This is a genomic window from Bradyrhizobium sp. STM 3561 (assembly GCF_045571455.1).
GTDB classification, from domain to species: Bacteria; Pseudomonadota; Alphaproteobacteria; order Rhizobiales; family Xanthobacteraceae; genus Bradyrhizobium; species Bradyrhizobium vignae.
The window spans coordinates 6,784,376-6,800,641 of sequence record NZ_CP120695.1 but is presented as its reverse complement, the minus strand read 5'-3'; the positions used below and the strand labels follow the sequence as shown (position 1 = coordinate 6,800,641).

Sequence of the window (16,266 nt, the reverse complement as noted above, 5' to 3'; positions counted from 1 at the left end):
GTTGCCCCTACTGCCGCGGCACGCGCCGCTTCTTCGTCGATTGCGTCGGCACGTCGGCCGGCTCGTCCCTGAGCGCGCCGATCTTGCGCAAGGCTGCATCCGCAGCACGCTCGCCACTTTCCCAGGCACCGTCGACAGTGCCCCACAGCGTCTCGTGCGTGGCTTCGCCGGCGAGGAACATGTTGCCGATCGGCTCGGCCAAGGTTTTCCGCGAGAGCTGACCGCCCGGCGAAGCCGCCGACATCGCGCCCAGCACGAAGGGCGAGGCATTCCAGCGCGTGGCGCTGGTCTTCTGCACGGCGGCCGCGGCCTCGCTGCCGAACAGCTTTGTGATCCACTCCTTGGCGAAAGCGACCATGGCCTTCTCGCCCCGCTCGGTGAGATCGCGGCCGAACGAGCCGCCGACATCGATCGAGCACAGCGAGGAGCCGCCGATATTCGCGTACATCAGCGCCGTGCGCATCGAATCGCTCTGCTCGATCAGGATGTCGTCGCGCGACAGGCCGAGCGGATTGCCCGGCAATTGCAGCACGATCCGATCGTAGCTTCCGAGGCTGAGCTTGGATGCCGCGTCCAACGTCCGCTTGGGGATATCGGGTGCGAACTTGATCGCTCCCGATGTCAGCACATTGGTCGAGACCGTGACGATGGCGGCGCGCGCGGCGATCTTGCCGGCTTGCGTCTCCACGCTGACGTCGCGGTTGCTCCAGGCGATGCGGCTCGCCGGCGTCGACAGCGCCACCGGCGCCTGCTCGGCAAGTTTGGTGATCAGCGTGCCGAGGCCCTGGCGGCAGGCGATCGCCGCGTTGCGGTCCTGCGCGCGCCCCTTGTCGATCGCGGACAGCTCCTTCAGGTCCTTGCCGGCGAAGCTCGCGCCCAGCATGAACTCGGCCGCGCCGGCCCAATCGCCGAGATCCTTGGGCAGCACGGACGCGCAGGATGTATCCAGCTTGCCGCGCGCGGCCTCGTCGATGGCGCGGTTGGCGCGCACCAGCGCCGCCAGGAACTGCTCCGTCTCGCCCGCGCGCGCATTGCGGCGGCCGATGCGCATCTTCTGGCCCGATGGCGCCGGCAGCACGTCGAGCCCGACGCTGCGCGCCAGCCGGATCATGGGGTTCGTGTCGGGATTGTGCATCCAGCGCGCGCCGCGGTCGAACGGCGCGTCGAACGTCGTACTATCCGTGATGCAGCGGCCGCCGACTTGCGATGCCGCTTCCACCACGACGACCTTGCGGCCCATCGCGATGATGCGCCGCGCCGCGGCGATTCCCGCAGCCCCCGCGCCGATCACGACGATGTCGACCTCACGTGGCAGGGGTGCGGCGGTTGCGCGCAGCACCGGCATCGCCGCAAAAGCCGCCGACGCCGAAAGGAAACCGCGGCGCGTGATTGTCATGTCATGGTTTCCGGGGACTTGCGGCGAACGGGAACAGCCCGCGAACCTTGCCGTATCTGATGTTGCGCAGCAACCATCATGGTGAATCAATCATGCTTGATCTCGCAGAGTGATGAACCGAATTGCAACACGTTTCGACCATGATAGAGAAGGGAAAAAGACGGCCGGAGAAGGTCGTGGGGGGAGTTCGACATGGGGACGGTCCTGGATTCAGTCGGCAAGCTGATTGCCGCGTACCTCTCAAAGGAGGTGCCGGGCTATGAGCCGTTCACGCCGAGCGACCCGGAGCATCTGCGCGGCGTCATCGAGCCCGGCGACGTGCTGCTCGTCGAAGGCAACAACCGGATCTCCGGCATCATCAAATATCTGACGCAGTCGACCTGGTCGCATGCCGCGCTCTATGTCGGCCCGATCGAGGGGGCGGAGGAGCCCAACGGCGAGCCGCATGTGCTGATCGAAGCCAATATCGGCGAAGGCGTCACCTCCGCACCGCTGTCGAAATATTTCCCCTATCACACCCGCATCTGCCGCCCGGTCGGGCTGTCCCATGAGGACCGCACCACGGTCTGCCGCTATGCGATCAACCGCATCGGCTTCGGCTACGATACCAAGAACATCATTGATCTCATGCGTTACCTGTTCCCGCTGCCGATACCGCAGCGTTGGCGTCGGCGCATGATCGCGATCGGCTCGGGCGATCCGACCAAGATCATCTGCTCGGCGCTGATCGCGCAGGCCTTCGACGCCGTGCGCTATCCGATCCTGCCGAAGATCACCAAAGCAGGCAGCCGCGCCGCCCGTCGCGAGATCCTGCACATCCGCGATTCCTCGCTCTACATGCCCCGCGACTTCGACATCTCGCCCTATTTCGAAGTCGTCAAACCCACCATCGTGCACGGGTTCGACTACACCGCCCTGCACTGGGCCGACAAGCAGAAGCCGCTCGAGGAGGTGGCGGGCACTTTCAGTGTGTTTCCAGAAACGCTCCGTGCGCCGCCGCTCGTTCCTGAGGCGATTGACGAAGAGGCGTCGGCTGAGATTTCGGCTGAAGAAGTGAACGCATAGCCCGCGGAGATCACCGCCGCGTTCTCCGAGCGTTTCGTGCTGCTGTGCGAGCTCGCGATCTACCGCGCGCGCGAGCGGGGGATCGCGGCGTAGCCCCACCGTCGTCCCGGCGCAGGCCGGGACCCATACCGCGTGATCCATCGAGTACGGGCGATAGCGGTATCGAACAGCCAGTCTTCGCCAAAACCCTCCCTGGGGTTATGGGTCCCGGCCTGCGCCGGGACGACAGCTGGGGTGTAGCGCGATGATCTCGCCTCTTCACCGTCATTGCGAGCGCAGCGAAGCAAACCCAGACTGTTACCGTGGCGGCAGTCTGGATTTGCTTCGTCGCAAGAGCTCCTCGCAATGACGGTGGAGAGAGCGCGCGCTATCGCTCCGCCCGTCCGATCACCGCCATCAGCTCCGCGATCTTCTCGCGCTGATCGGCCTTGTCGCCGCTCGCGATGGCGTGCTCGACGCAATGGGCGACATGGTCCTTCAGGATCTCTTCCTCGACCCGGCGCAGCGCGGCACGCACCGCCGAGATCTGCGTGACGATGTCGATGCAGTAGCGGTCTTCCTCTACCATTTTCGAGAGGCCACGAACCTGGCCCTCGATCCGGCCGAGACGTTTTCCGACAGATGTCTTGATGTCCTTGCGCATGGGCTCTATATACCCCTACAGGGTATAGGTTGCAAGCCCACGGACGAGCCCGCGTAAAAGGCCGGAGCATGGCAATGAACAACAACGCACACGAGCATCGTCACGACGCGGAAACGCATTCCGGATGCGGCTGTTCCACGAAGGCTACACCGCCGGCGGCCAAGCCGGAGGCCTCCTCGTGCTGTGGCGGCCACGGCGATCATGCCGGCCATCCCCATCCTCACGGTGAAGCAGCAACGAAGGTGAAAGACCCCGTCTGCGGCATGACGGTCGATCCCGCGACCTCGAAGCATCGCTTCGAGCATCACGGAGAGATCTTTCATTTCTGCTCGGCCGGCTGCCGCACCAAATTCGCCGCCGATCCCGCAAAATATCTCGCGAAGGAGAAGGCACCCGAGCCTGAGATGCCCGCAGGCACGATCTATACCTGCCCGATGCATCCCGAGATCCGTCAGGTCGGCCCGGGCACCTGCCCGATCTGCGGCATGGCGCTGGAGCCGGAGATCGCAAGCCTGGAGACTGGTCCCAATCCGGAGCTCGCCGACATGACGCGGCGGTTCTGGATCGGCGGCGTGCTGGCGCTGCCGGCGGTGGTGCTGGAGATGGGCGGCCATCTCGCAGGTCCGCACAACTGGATCGATCCGACGCTGTCGAACTGGATCCAGCTCGTCTTCGCCACACCCGTAGTGCTGTGGGCGGGCTGGCCGTTCTTCGTTCGCGGCTGGCAATCACTGCTGACGCGCAACCTCAACATGTTCACGCTGATCGCGATGGGCACCGGCGTTGCCTATGTCTACAGCGTCCTCGGCACCGTCACGCCGCAGATCTTCCCCACCACCTTCCGCGGCCATGAAGGCGCGGTTGCGGTCTATTTCGAGGCGGCGGCCGTCATTACCGTGCTGGTGCTGCTCGGTCAGGTGCTCGAGCTGCGCGCCCGGGATGCGACGTCGGGCGCGATCAAGGCGCTGCTCCAGCTTGCGCCCAAGACCGCGCGTCGCGTTGACGCTGACGGCAGCGAGCATGAGGTCGAGATCGACACGCTCCATGCCGGCGACCGCTTGCGCGTCCGTCCCGGCGAGAAGGTGCCGGTGGATGGCACCATCCTGGAGGGGCGCTCCTCGCTCGACGAATCCCTCGTGACAGGCGAATCCATGCCGGTCACCAAGGACACCGGCGCCAGGGTCATTGCCGGCACGCTGAACCAATCGGGCAGCTTCATCATGCGTGCCGACAAGGTCGGGCGCGAGACGCTGCTGTCGCAGATCGTGCAGATGGTCGCAGACGCGCAGCGCTCGCGCGCACCGATCCAGCGCCTGGCCGACCAGGTCGCCGGCTGGTTCGTGCCGACGGTGATCGTCGTCGCTATCGCCGCCTTTGCCGCCTGGTCGTGGTTCGGACCGGAGCCGCGGCTCGCCTTCGGCCTGGTCGCGGCGGTCAGCGTTCTGATCATCGCCTGCCCCTGTGCGCTGGGCCTGGCGACCCCGATGTCGATCATGGTCGGCGTCGGCCGCGGTGCGCAAGGCGGCGTGCTGATCAAGAACGCGGAGGCGCTGGAGCGGATGGAGAAGATCGACACGGTGGTGGTCGACAAGACCGGCACGCTGACCGAGGGCAAGCCCAAGGTGGTCGCGATCGTGCCGGCGTCCGGCTTTGCGGAAGACGACATCCTCCGGCTTGCGGCCACCGTCGAACGCGCCAGCGAGCATCCCCTAGCTGATGCGATCGTGCGCGCGGCCAAGGAGAGGCAGCTCGCCCTTGGCCAGGTCGAGCAATTCGATTCGCCGACGGGCAAGGGTGCGACCGGCAAGGTCGACGGCAAGACCGTCGTGCTCGGCAATGCCAAATATCTGACCTCCATCGGCATCGAGACCAAGACGCTCGACACCGAAGCCGAACGGCTGCGCGGCGACGGCGCGACCGTGATCAACATGGCCGTCGATGGCCGGCTGGCCGGCCTGTTCGCGATCGCCGATCCGGTCAAGGCCTCGACGCCGGAGGCGCTGAAAGCGCTGGCCGATGAAGGCATCAAGGTGATCATGCTGACCGGCGACAATCGCACGACGGCGGAGGCCGTGGCGCGCCGGCTCGGCATCGCCGAGGTCGAGGCCGAGGTGCTGCCGGACCAGAAGAGCGCGGTGGTGACAAAGCTGCAAAAGGGCGGCCGCAGCGTCGCGATGGCCGGCGACGGCATCAACGACGCGCCGGCACTGGCAGCGGCCGAAGTCGGCATCGCCATGGGCACCGGCACGGATGTGGCGATGGAGAGTGCCGGCGTGACGCTGCTGAAGGGCGACCTGATCGGCATCGTGCGCGCGCGAAAACTGTCGCAGGCGACGATGAACAACATCCGCCAGAACCTGTTCTTCGCCTTCATCTACAACGCCGCCGGCATTCCGATCGCGGCCGGCATCCTCTATCCGGCGTTCGGTCTGTTGCTCTCCCCGATCATCGCGGCAGCGGCGATGGCGCTGTCCTCGGTGAGCGTGGTCGGCAATGCGCTGCGGCTTCGTGCAACGCGGCTGTGAGGGTCGCAAAATCCGTGTAAAACGGGTCCATTCGGCGAGATGCGCGGAGGGGACCTGATGCAGCGGATTACGATCACGATCGAGGACGACCTCCTGGCGGAGATCGATGCCGCGGCGGAAGCGCGCGGCTATCAGAACCGCTCCGAGATCATCCGCGACCTCGCGCGCGCCGGGCTTCAGCAATCCACCGAGGACACCGCCCAGACCGGCCAATGCGTCGCGGGCCTCGTCTATGTCTACGACCACGCCGCGCGCGATCTATCAAAGCGGCTGGTGCAGGAATTCCACGGCCACCATGATCTCGCACTGGCAACGCTGCACGTCCACCTCGACGACAACAATTGCATGGAGATGACGGCGCTGCGCGGCGCGGCCTCCGAGGTGAGGCATTTCGCCGACCACATCATCGCCGAACGCGGCGTGCGCTACGGCCGCGTGGTGATGATCCCGACCGGGGAAGGGAAGCAGGCGAGGGCGCGCAAGCACGGACATCGGCATGGGTAGACAGTAGCTCTCGTGCCCCGGACGCGGCGCAGCGCTCCTTCAGCGGAGCGCCGCATCCGGGACACGAGACCGTCAAGCCGCTGGCCACAGCAGGCCAGCCTCCCTTGCCGAAATCGCCCTGCATGTCTACCTCTCGCGGGTCGTCTCGTGAAAGGGTGCCCCATGCTTGATGCCGCCATCAAGGCGCTGTCGCAAATGATCTCGCCGCCGATGCGCTCGATCCTGTGGCGATCGATCGGGCTGGCGCTGGTGCTGATCACCGTGCTGGCGATCGGCTTGCAGCGGCTGCTCAGCTGGTTTGCAACCTCCGGCGAGGTGTGGCTGGAAGGCCTGCTTGGACCGGGCTGGCATTCATCGCTCGAAATCCTGTCCTGGATCGTCTCGATCGCGGCGGGCCTCGGTGTCGTGTTCGGCGGCATTTTCCTGATGCCTGCGATCACCTCACTGGTGGCGAGCCTGTTCGTCGACGACGTCGCCAACATCGTCGAGCGCGAGCATTATCCGGCCGAACGACCCGGCACGGCGCTGCCGTTCACCCAGGCGATGTTCGAGGGCATCAAGACCGCGCTACTGACCATCGTGGTTTATCTCGCCGCGCTGCCGCTGGTGCTGTTCGCCGGCGCCGGTTTCCTGATCTTCTTCCTCGCCGCCGCCTGGCTGCTCGGCCGCGAATATTTCGAGCTCGCCGCGATGCGCTTCCGCCCACCGGAGGGAGCCAAGGCGATGCGGCGCGAGAATGCCGCGACCATCTTCACCGCCGGCCTGTTCATCGCCGCCTTCGTCTCGATCCCGATCGTCAACCTGGCGACGCCGATCTTCGGCATGGCCTTCATGGTCCACATGCACAAGCGCCTGTCAGGCCCGCGGCCCGAGCTGATCGAGCCGGCGCGGCAGGCGCGGTAACCCGGCTCAGGCCACAGGCATCCCGCATTTGCGCAGCACCGTCTTGGCGAAGCCGAACGGCGCCGGCGTGAATGGGCCCGTCGGCGCGCGGGTGACCAGCGCGACGACACCGAGTGCGGCCATCGCGAGCCAGAAGCACAGCCAGAAGCCGTCGATGTAGGCGAGCACATTGGCCTCGCGCTGGACGATGCCCGCCAGCGTGCCGACCGCGCGCGCCTGCGCCGATCCCCTGCCATGGGCGGCGAAATGATCGGCGAGCTGCTTTAGTCTCTCCACCACATCGACATCGCCGACCGCGAGGTTCTGGCCGAGATAGAAGGAATGGACCTGCTCGCGGACGCGCAGCCAGGTGCCCATCAACGCCACACCGATCTCGGCGCCGCCGAGCCGCATGATCTGGATATAGGCGGCAAACGAGGTGGCGCGGCTCGGATCGGAGTTGGAGAGCAGCGTGATGATCAGCGGCAGCAGGGTCAGCGACTGCCCGATCGCCTGCAGTAGCACGATGCCGATGAAATCCTCGCGCGCCCAGACATGGGTGAGCCGCGTGCCCCAGAGATTCGCCGCGGCGAAGCAGGCAAAGCCCAGAACGAGCACCGTACGTGTATCGAAATGCCTGAGCAGCCAGATCGAGACCGGCACCAGCACGAACATCGGCAACGCGCCATAGGTGAGCAGCAAGAGGCCGCTCTGCTCGGGCCTGAGCTGCGCGATGGTTGCGAGGAAGTTCGGCACCAGCGAGGCGTTGGACAGGCTGGTCAGTGTGTAGAGCAGGATCAGGACCAGCCCCAAGCCGATGTTGCGCGAGAACAGCACATTCACATGTGCCCAGGGCTGCCGCACCAGGGACTCGTTGACGAGGAAGGCCAGAAACAGCACCGCGCCACTGGCGAGCAGCGCCATCACCGTGCCGGAGCCGAGCCAGTCCAGCCGGTTGCCCTGGTCGAGCCCGGCATAGATCATCGAGACTGAGGCGCCGAGCAGCAGCATGCCGCCCCAATCGGCGTCGCGCAGCAGCGCACGGTTCACCGGCTCGTTCGGCGTGCCCAGATAGACCATCAGGCCCATCAAGGGCGCGATCACCACGCCTTGCCAGTACAGCCATTGCCAGCCGAGATGGTCGACATAGAAGCCGACCAGCGAGGTCGACGTGTCCAAGGCGAAGCCGACGCGGATCGCATAGATCGAGATCGCCGGCAGCCACCAGCGGATCGGCAAATTGCGGAACACGATCATCAGCGTCGCCGGCACGAAGGTGCCGAGCAACAGGCCATGCACGACGCTGAGCGCAAGCAATGTCGGATAGTGGTGCACGAATGGAATGATGAAAGAGACGGCCGCATAGACGATGCTGGGGATGCCGAGCACGCGGCGCAGGCCGAACACGGTAGCAAGCCAGGCCACCGCAGGCGCGATGAAGATCTGCGAGCCGATGCCGGCCGTGGAGAGCCAGGCGCCCTCGTCGAAGCCGAGTGAGAACGCGCCGCGAAGGTCGGGCAGGCCGACCGTGGTCAGCCGGCTATCGAAATTGGCGAGGAACGAGCCGAGCAGCACCGCCGCGACGGCGAACAGCGGCTGCGGCGCGATGCCGCCGCGCGAGACCGGCTCGCGGCTGGCAGCGTCATTTTCCGCCATTCGCAGCCTTGGTATCGATGCTGGTGACCACCGACATGCCCGGCACCAGCCGAGCGAGCAGCGGTTGATTGTGATCGAACTGAATGCGCACGGGAATGCGCTGCACCACCTTTGTGAAGTTGCCTGTTGCGTTGTCGGGCGGCAGCAGCGCCACTTGTGCGCCGGTCGCCGGCGCAATGCGCTCGACCTTGCCGTGCAGCCTCTCACGCGGGAAACTGTCGACGGTGATCTCGACCGGCTGGCCCGGTGCGACGTGCGTGAGCTGGGTCTCCTTGTAGTTCGCAATCACATAGACGTTGGGCAGCGGCACCACATTGATGAGATTGGTGCCGATATTGACGTAATCGCCGGGCTGCACCTGCCGCTCGCCGACAACGCCGTCAAACGGCGCGGTGACCTTCGTGTAACCAAGTTTGAGCTTCGCACCCGCCAGCGTCGCCTTGGCTGCCTCGACATCGGCGGCGCGCTGCTTCCTGGTGCCTTGCAGGACCTCGAGCTGGTGCTGCTGGGCTGCGATCACGGCGCGGCTCGCCCGCACGTCGGCCTGCGCCTTGGCATAAGCGGCCACCGCCTGCTCGAGCCGCTGGCGCGTGCCGGCATCGGTCTGCGACAGCGACTGCTGACGCTCCTGCTCCTGCCGCGCCTCCACCTCCATGGCCTCCGCGGACAGCCGCGCGGCCTGCGCCTGCGCGATCGTGGCATATTGCAGCTCGATCTGATTGGCGAGATTGTCGAGGGTGGCCTGCGCAGCAGCGACATTGGCTTCGGCCTGTGCGACCTGCGCCTCGTAGTCGGCCGGATCGATCTGGATCAGGAGGTCGCCGGCCTTCACGCGCTGGAAATCGGTGACGCCTACGGTGAGCACTTCGCCCGAGACGCGGCTCGAAAGCCGCGTCAGCTCCGCCCGCACATAGGCGTCATTGGTGGTCTGGATCACCGCATTGCCGACCCATTCGTCGAAGCGCAGCGTCGCCAGCGCGACGAAGCCGAGCGCAACGATGACCGCAAACAGCGGGATCGCGAGCCGGCTCCAGAGCGGTGAGGCCGGCCGTTGTGTTGACTTGGGCGGCGGGACAGGTGCGGCGGCAGGCGGTGACGGAACTCGTTCTTGTTGACTCACGGATGCCCCCAAAAGCGCTTGTCCGAACGCAAATCTCACTGCTGTCATTCCGGAACGGTTCGAGCAACGGACCCGGCATCTCGAGATTCCGGGTTCGATGCCGCGCATCGCCCCGGAAAGACGTTGATTACTTGCTCACACCGTTTTCTCCGGCCACCGGCAGAGATCGTTGATCAGGCAGACCTCGCAGCGCGGCTTGCGGGCGAGGCAAGTATAGCGGCCGTGCAGGATCAACCAATGATGGGCATGCTGCATGAACTCGGCCGGGATCACCTTTTCGAGACCGAGCTCGACCTCCAGCGGCGTCTTGCCCGGCGCAAGTCCGGTACGGTTGCCGACGCGGAAAACATGGGTATCGACCGCCATGGTGTGCTCGCCGAAGGCCATGTTGAGCACGACATTGGCCGTCTTGCGCCCGGCACCGGGCAACGACTCGATCTCGGCGCGCGTGCGCGGCACTTGGCCGCCGAATTCGCTGAGCAGCTTGGCCGACAGTGCGATCACATTCTTGGCTTTGGTGCGGTAGAGTCCGATCGTCTTGATGTACTCGCGCAGACGCTCCTCGCCGAGATCGAGCATCTTCTGCGGGGTGTCGGCGACCTCGAACAATGCGCGCGTCGCCTTGTTGACGCCGGCATCGGTCGCCTGCGCCGACAGCACCACGGCAACTAGCAGCGTGAACGGATTGACGTGCTCGAGCTCGCCTTTCGGCTCCGGATTGGCCTTGCGGAAACGGCTGAAGACCTCGCGGACCTCGGCCGGCGTCCAGGGCCTGGTGGCCTTGAGTGGTTTTTTCGCGGAGGATTTCGGTTTGGCCGCGACCGGCTTTGCCTTTTTCTTCGGCACCGCCGCTTTGCGGGAGACCGGCTTGCGGGTGATTTTCGCCATGATCGGGATATACTGAGGGACGATGAGCACAGGCAACGAAATTGAGCGCAAGGACTTTGAAGATCAGCGCGAGGTGCAGATCTTCTCCGCGCTGCTGACGCCGCACCGCTCGCTGAACCGCACCGGCTTCCTCGCCGTGATGCTGTTCCTGAGCGTGGTCAGCTTCGTCACGGGCCTCGCTTTCCTGATGATGGGCGCCTGGCCGGTGTTCGGCTTTTTTGGTCTCGACGTGCTCGTGGTCTGGTGGGCCTTCAAAGTCAATTTCCGCAGCGCTCGGGCGCGCGAGGAGATCACCGTTACGACCTCCGAGCTGCGCGTGAGGCGCATCAGCCATCGCGGCCAGGTCGCCGAATGGACCTTCAATCCGCTCTGGGTCCGCCTCGACATGGAAGTCGACGAGGACTTCGGCATCGAGCATCTCTATCTGATCTCGCGCGGTCATCAGATCCAGATCGCGAGGTTCTTAGGGCCTGAGGAAAAGGCAAGTTTTTACAATGGCTTGGTCGAGGCATTGAACGCCACCAAGCGTGGACCGACCTACAATCCGATCAGCTGATTCCAGTCGGAAATCGGGTGGTTTCAGACCCGCCTCTCTCCTACATTTCCGGACATGATGACCCTCGCGATACATGACCAGCGCCTGGCCAAGCCGGGCACCCAGAACGCCGCGTGGCGCGACTATGATTCGGTGCGGCGGGCGATTGCGTTCATCTCGGCGAACTGGCGCGCGCAGCCGACCATCGAGGCGATGGCGGATGCCGCCGGCGTCACGCCGGATGAGCTGCACCATCTGTTCCGCCGCTGGGCGTCGATCACACCGAAGGCTTTCATGCAGGCGCTCACCCTCGACCACGCCAGGAATCTGCTCAGGGATTCCGCCAGCATTCTTGATGCGGCGCTCGACTCCGGCCTATCCGGGCCGGGCCGGCTGCACGATCTCTTCGTCACCCACGAAGCGATGTCGCCGGGCGAGTGGAAGAACGGCGGTGCCGGTCTCACCCTGCGCTATGGCTTCCACCCCTCCCCATTCGGCACCGCGATCGTGATCGCCACCGATCGCGGCTTGTCCGGACTTGCCTTCGCCGATCACGGCGAAGAGAAGATCGCACTCGCCGACATGACGCGGCGCTGGCCGAACGCTACTTACGTGGAAGATCACAAAGGCACCGCGCCGCTCGCAGCGCGCATCTTCGACCCAAAGCTGTGGCGGCCGGATCAGCCGCTGCGCGTGGTCCTGATCGGCACCGATTTCGAGGTGCGGGTATGGGAGACGCTGCTGAAAATTCCGATGGGACGCGCGGTGTCCTATTCCGACATCGCCTGCAACATCAATAATCCGAAGGCCTCTCGCGCCGTCGGTGCCGCGGTTGGCAAGAACCCGGTCTCCTTCGTCGTGCCCTGCCACCGCGCGCTCGGCAAGAGCGGCACGCTCACCGGCTATCATTGGGGCACCACCCGCAAGCAGGCGATGCTGGGCTGGGAAGCCGGGCAGCTGGGGATGCAGTGATTGATCTCCCTCTCCCCGCACGCGGGGAGAGGCGAAGAAACTCAGCCCGCCAGGTCCAGCTTCGAGGCGACCGTCGAATCCGCATTGAGGCGGTAGATGATCGGCGCACCGGTGGCGAGCTCGCGCTTCAGGATGCCTTCAGGCGAGAGCTTCTCCAGCACCATGATCAGCGCACGCAGCGAGTTGCCGTGAGCGGCAACCAGCGTGCGCTTGCTGTTGAGCACGCCGGGCAGGATCTCCTGCACGTAATAGGGCAATGCGCGCGCGAGCGTGTCCTTCAGGCTTTCGCCGCCGGGCGGCGGCACATCGTAGGAGCGGCGCCAGACGTGTACCTGCTCCTCGCCCCATTTCTTGCGCGCATCGTCCTTGTTGAGACCGGAGAGATCGCCATAATCGCGCTCGTTGAGTGCGAGGTTCTTCGAGGTCGGCAGACCGGTCTGGCCGAGCTCAGCGAGGATGAGATCGAGCGTGTGCTGCGCGCGCGTCAGGACCGAGGTGAAGGCGACGTCGAATACGAGACCCTGTGCCTTCAGCTTGCGGCCGGCTTCCTTGGCTTCCCTCACGCCGAGCTCGGTGAGGTCAGGATCCTTCCAGCCCGTGAACAGGTTCTTCAGATTCCATTCGCTCTGGCCATGGCGCACGAGCACGAGAAGACGTTCGCTCATTTTACCTTCCGTATGAAACTAAGCTTGATGGTTGCTGCATCGGCGGTGCCCAACCTTTCCGTTGGGGAGAGGTGAAGGGAGCCTGCAGTTGAAACGGGCAATCATTCCGTTGACTCAGATATCGGACAGGCCGAGCACGTCGGCCATGGTGTAGTGCCCCGGCGCCTTGCCATGGGCCCACAGTGCCGCCTTGAGCGCGCCGTGGGCGAACAGCATGCGGTCCTCGGCCTGATGCGACAGCGTCAGGCGCTCGAACGGACCGAGGAAGCTGACGCTGTGGTCGCCGGCGACGGTGCCGCCGCGTAACGAAGCGAAACCGATACTGCCTGGCCGGCGTGCGCCGGTGATGCCGTCACGTCCACGCTCGGAATGGTCATCGAGGGTGACACCGCGGCCGCTGGCTGCGGCCTGGCCCAGCATCAGCGCCGTGCCCGAGGGCGCATCGACCTTCATGCGGTGATGGGTTTCGACGATCTCGATGTCGAAGGTCTGGTCGAGCGCCTTGGCGACGCGCCTGACCACGGCGGCGAGCAGGTTGACGCCGAGGCTCATATTGCCTGACTGCACCACCACCGCGCGGTTGGTGACGCTCTTGATCACGGCGTTGTCGGAGCCGGAAAGTCCGGTGGTGCCGATGACATGCACGAGGCCGCGCTGGGCGGCGATCGCGACGTTGGCGATGGTCGCCGCCGGCACGGTGAAATCGAGGATGCCGTCGGCATCCTTCGACATCGCCCAGAGATCGGCGGAGAGCGTGATGCCGTTGGCCGGCAGGCCTGCGAGCACGCCGGCATCCTTGCCGAGCAGATCGGAGCCCGGCGCCTCCAGTGCGCCCGCCAGCACCGCGCCTTTGCTCTCGGCAATCGCCCGTACCAGCGCGCGGCCCATCCGGCCGCCGGCCCCAGCAACAATCAAGCGCATGTCGGACATGGTGTGATCCTCTTCGGAGCCGTTGTAGCGGGGGGACGCAGTTCCGGCAACCGAGGGGATCGGGGGCAGTGACGCCACGTTCACCGTCATTCCGGGGCGGCTCGCAGAGCCGAACCCGGAATCCCGAGATTCTCAGGTGCGCAATTGCGCACCATAGTTCGCCTCGGAATGACGGGCGTCAGCCGTCCTGCGGCTGCGGGCCGTCATAGCCCTCGATGATGATGAGATCGGCGATCGAGTGCGGCTGGCGCACCTTGATGTTGGCCTGATATTCCGGTGAGTTGTAGCAGGCGAGCGCGGTTTCGTAGTCCGGGAATTCAATCACGACGTTGCGGTTGCGGCTGGCGCCTTCAACGGTGGTGAACTTGCCGGCGCGGGCGACGAAACGGCCGCCCCATTTCTTGAAGATCGGACCGTTGGCGACGGCGTAGGGCTTGTAGCCCTCGTCATTGCTCACGTCGACACGCCCGATCCAGTAGCCTTTTGCCATTGTTGTTCTCCCTGTTGTGTGTGGTCAGCCGAGAGCTTGCGCGATCTCAGCGTGGATGGCGTCGGCGACAGCCTTCGGATCGGCGGCTTCCACCACCGGGCGCCCGACAACGAGATAATCCGCGCCCGCGGTGATCGCGCGGTCCGGCGTCATGATGCGCTTCTGGTCACCGCTGGCGGCGCCCGCCGGACGAATGCCGGGGGTGACGAGGCTCATCTGATGGCCGACGATCTTGCGCAACGCACCGACTTCCTCTGGCGAGGACACCAGGCCGTCGACGCCGATCACCTGCGCCTGCTGCGCGCGGGCCTCAACTAGCTCCGACACGCTGAGCCGATAGCCCGCCGCATGCAAATCGTCGTCATTGTAGGAAGTCAGCACCGTGACGGCGAGGATCTTCAGGCCGGCACTGCCGCGGCCCTCGACGGCGCCCTTCATGGTCTGCGGATAGGCGTGGACGGTAACGAAGGTCGCACCCAGCTTGGCGACGCTCTCCACCCCACGCCTCACCGTATTGCCGATGTCGTGCATCTTCAGATCGGCAAAGACCTTTTTGCCCCTGTCGGCGAGCGTTCCGATCAACGGCAGGCCGCCGGCATAAGCGAGCTGATAGCCGATCTTGTAGAACGAGACGCTGTCGCCGAGCTTCGCGATCATCGCCTCCGCAGCATCAACGCTCGGCAGATCGAGCGCAACGATCAGGCGGTCTTTCGGGGCGATCTCGGCTGCCGTCATGTCACCTCACATCATGCGTTGGGAAACGTCGATCAGCTGCGTTACCAGCTCTTTCAACGCGGCGATATCGCCCTCGTTCTTCAGCCTGTCCATATCGTCATAGGCCTGGTCGGCAAAGGCGAGCGTGAGCTGGCTGGCAATCACGTTGGCGTGGCAGGAGGAGAGGATCAGCCGCAAGGCCTGGAGCGCGCGGGCGGCACCGAGCCGGCTCTGCGAGGCGCCGGCGAGCGCGAAGACGCGGTTGCGGAACACCTCGCCGCGCGCCTCGTGCAGCTCGTGCACGCGGCTGACCCAGTCGATCGCGTTCTTGAGAAGCGGCGGCACCGAGGCATTGTATTCGGGCGAGACGATGAGGACACCGTGATGGGCGCCGATCATGCGCTTGAGATTGATGGCGTGCTTGGGCACGCCGGACTTGGCCTGGAGATCGCCGTCGTAGATCGGCAGCGGAAAATCCGCGAGCGAGATGCGGGTGACGTCCACGCCGGCCTGGGCGAATTCGTAGGCCGCCAGCGCCCCAAGCTTCACATTGTGCGAGCCGGTGCGCAGCGAGCCGGGAATGATCAGGATTTTGGGTGCGGACATCCAATCCCATGCGTTCGGCGAAACGAGCCCGCCGCGCAAAAGAAGAGCGGGCGGAATTAGTCCTTGCGATACACCCAGACGCGGGCCGGCGGAAGGTTCATCCAGATCCGTTCCGAGGCCTCTGTCGACACGCCCGGCAGCGATTTCGGGATCGGCGGCACCACCGCATAGGTGAACTGGATGAAGGGCGCGCCGGGCGCAAGCGCGGTGAAGGCATCGCGAATGAGCCGCAGCCGCGTCAGCATCGGTTTCGTCACGAGCGGCAGGCCCGAGACGACCGCGCTAGCCGGCGCGCTCAGGACGTTCCAGAGCGTGTCACGCAGGCGATAGGCATCGCCCTGCACCACCTTGGCCTGCGGGTAGCGGTCGCGCAGCAGCGCGCAGAAGCCGGGATTGTATTCGACGAGGACGAGACGCTTCTGGTCGACACCGCGCTCGATCAGCGCGGAGGTGATCGCGCCGGTGCCGGGCCCGAGCTCCACCACCGGCGCATCGGACTCCGGATCGACATAATGAGCCATGGTCCGGGCCAAGAGCTTGCCCGACGGCATCACCGCGCCCATGTGCAGCGGCTTTTCGATCCACGACCTGAGAAAGCGCACCTCGTCGTCAAGACGAGGCTTCTTCAAGGCACGCGCAGACGATGGCAATGGCATGTCGGGACCGGACGGGACC

16 protein-coding genes and 1 pseudogene are annotated in these 16,266 nt (G+C 65.3%); 6 read left to right on the top strand and 11 right to left on the bottom strand.

Going from position 1 to position 16,266, the window contains the following annotated elements; genetic code table 11:
* Nucleotides 1-7: 7 nt before the first annotated feature.
* Complete coding sequence (locus tag P6U28_RS32270) at nt 8-1,396, bottom strand: flavin monoamine oxidase family protein (RefSeq protein WP_407120473.1); 1,389 nt, start codon at nt 1,394-1,396, stop codon at nt 8-10.
* A gap of 192 nt (nt 1,397-1,588) precedes the next feature.
* Between P6U28_RS32270 and P6U28_RS32265 the strand changes: the two are divergent.
* Nucleotides 1,589-2,554 (top strand): annotated as a pseudogene (locus P6U28_RS32265) (YiiX/YebB-like N1pC/P60 family cysteine hydrolase).
* Nucleotides 2,555-2,828: 274 nt separating this feature from the next.
* Here P6U28_RS32265 and P6U28_RS32260 read toward each other — a convergent pair.
* The gene (locus P6U28_RS32260) at nt 2,829-3,104 is read right to left on the bottom strand and encodes a metal-sensitive transcriptional regulator (protein WP_122400208.1); all 276 of its coding nucleotides are present in this window, start codon (nt 3,102-3,104) and stop codon (nt 2,829-2,831) included.
* 74 nt (nt 3,105-3,178) lie between these two features.
* Between P6U28_RS32260 and P6U28_RS32255 the strand changes: the two genes are divergently transcribed.
* From P6U28_RS32255 to P6U28_RS32245, 3 genes are all read left to right on the top strand, one after another.
* A complete protein-coding gene (locus tag P6U28_RS32255) occupies nt 3,179-5,629 on the top strand; it encodes a heavy metal translocating P-type ATPase (protein WP_164937200.1) in 2,451 nt (816 codons plus the stop codon).
* Between the two features lie 57 nt (nt 5,630-5,686).
* Complete coding sequence (gene nikR, locus P6U28_RS32250) at nt 5,687-6,133, top strand: nickel-responsive transcriptional regulator NikR (protein WP_122406305.1); 447 nt, start codon at nt 5,687-5,689, stop codon at nt 6,131-6,133.
* Nucleotides 6,134-6,295: 162 nt separating this feature from the next.
* On the top strand, nt 6,296-7,036 hold the full coding sequence (locus tag P6U28_RS32245; RefSeq protein WP_407120472.1) for a sulfate transporter family protein: 741 nt from the start codon (nt 6,296-6,298) through the stop codon (nt 7,034-7,036).
* Between the two features lie 6 nt (nt 7,037-7,042).
* On the opposite strand, the gene P6U28_RS32240 is transcribed toward P6U28_RS32245, so the two are convergent.
* The 3 genes from P6U28_RS32240 to nth all read right to left on the bottom strand — a co-directional run bounded on the left by P6U28_RS32240 (nt 7,043) and on the right by nth (nt 10,679).
* Nucleotides 7,043-8,671: an MFS transporter gene (locus P6U28_RS32240; RefSeq protein WP_129145723.1), complete on the bottom strand. Its 1,629-nt coding sequence runs from the start codon at nt 8,669-8,671 to the stop codon at nt 7,043-7,045.
* Nucleotides 8,658-9,791, bottom strand: coding sequence for an HlyD family secretion protein (locus P6U28_RS32235; protein ID WP_129145724.1), 1,134 nt, complete (start codon nt 9,789-9,791; stop codon nt 8,658-8,660). Before P6U28_RS32235 ends, P6U28_RS32240 begins: the two co-directional genes overlap by 14 nt.
* 135 nt (nt 9,792-9,926) lie before the next feature.
* Nucleotides 9,927-10,679 carry an endonuclease III gene (gene nth / locus P6U28_RS32230; RefSeq protein ID WP_162500048.1) on the bottom strand — a complete coding sequence of 251 codons (753 nt, stop codon included), beginning with the start codon at nt 10,677-10,679 and terminating at the stop codon, nt 9,927-9,929.
* 22 nt (nt 10,680-10,701) lie between these two features.
* Here nth and P6U28_RS32225 point away from each other — a divergent pair, with 22 nt between their 5' ends.
* Nucleotides 10,702-11,235, top strand: a complete 534-nt coding sequence (locus P6U28_RS32225; RefSeq protein ID WP_407120471.1) for a DUF2244 domain-containing protein — start codon at nt 10,702-10,704, stop codon at nt 11,233-11,235.
* Nucleotides 11,236-11,289: 54 nt separating this feature from the next.
* A complete protein-coding gene (locus P6U28_RS32220) occupies nt 11,290-12,186 on the top strand; it encodes a bifunctional helix-turn-helix domain-containing protein/methylated-DNA--[protein]-cysteine S-methyltransferase (protein ID WP_122400214.1) in 897 nt (298 codons plus the stop codon).
* A 41-nt stretch (nt 12,187-12,227) separates the two neighbouring features.
* Here the strand turns inward: P6U28_RS32220 and P6U28_RS32215 are convergent, their stop codons facing one another.
* The 6 genes from P6U28_RS32215 to P6U28_RS32190 all read right to left on the bottom strand — a co-directional run bounded on the left by P6U28_RS32215 (nt 12,228) and on the right by P6U28_RS32190 (nt 16,247).
* The gene (locus tag P6U28_RS32215) at nt 12,228-12,851 is read right to left on the bottom strand and encodes a 2,3-bisphosphoglycerate-dependent phosphoglycerate mutase (protein WP_129145725.1); all 624 of its coding nucleotides are present in this window, start codon (nt 12,849-12,851) and stop codon (nt 12,228-12,230) included.
* Between the two features lie 114 nt (nt 12,852-12,965).
* On the bottom strand, nt 12,966-13,781 hold the full coding sequence (dapB, locus tag P6U28_RS32210; RefSeq protein ID WP_164937201.1) for a 4-hydroxy-tetrahydrodipicolinate reductase: 816 nt from the start codon (nt 13,779-13,781) through the stop codon (nt 12,966-12,968).
* A 178-nt stretch (nt 13,782-13,959) separates the two neighbouring features.
* Nucleotides 13,960-14,271: a DUF1330 domain-containing protein gene (locus P6U28_RS32205; protein WP_129145727.1), complete on the bottom strand. Its 312-nt coding sequence runs from the start codon at nt 14,269-14,271 to the stop codon at nt 13,960-13,962.
* A 24-nt stretch (nt 14,272-14,295) separates the two neighbouring features.
* Nucleotides 14,296-15,006, bottom strand: coding sequence for an orotidine-5'-phosphate decarboxylase (gene pyrF, locus P6U28_RS32200; protein WP_129145728.1), 711 nt, complete (start codon nt 15,004-15,006; stop codon nt 14,296-14,298).
* A 6-nt stretch (nt 15,007-15,012) separates the two neighbouring features.
* Nucleotides 15,013-15,591, bottom strand: coding sequence for an NADPH-dependent FMN reductase (locus P6U28_RS32195; protein WP_129145729.1), 579 nt, complete (start codon nt 15,589-15,591; stop codon nt 15,013-15,015).
* 56 nt (nt 15,592-15,647) lie between these two features.
* Nucleotides 15,648-16,247 (bottom strand): class I SAM-dependent methyltransferase, encoded by a 600-nt coding sequence (locus P6U28_RS32190; protein ID WP_122400220.1) that lies wholly within the window; start codon nt 16,245-16,247, stop codon nt 15,648-15,650.
* Nucleotides 16,248-16,266: the final 19 nt, after the last annotated feature.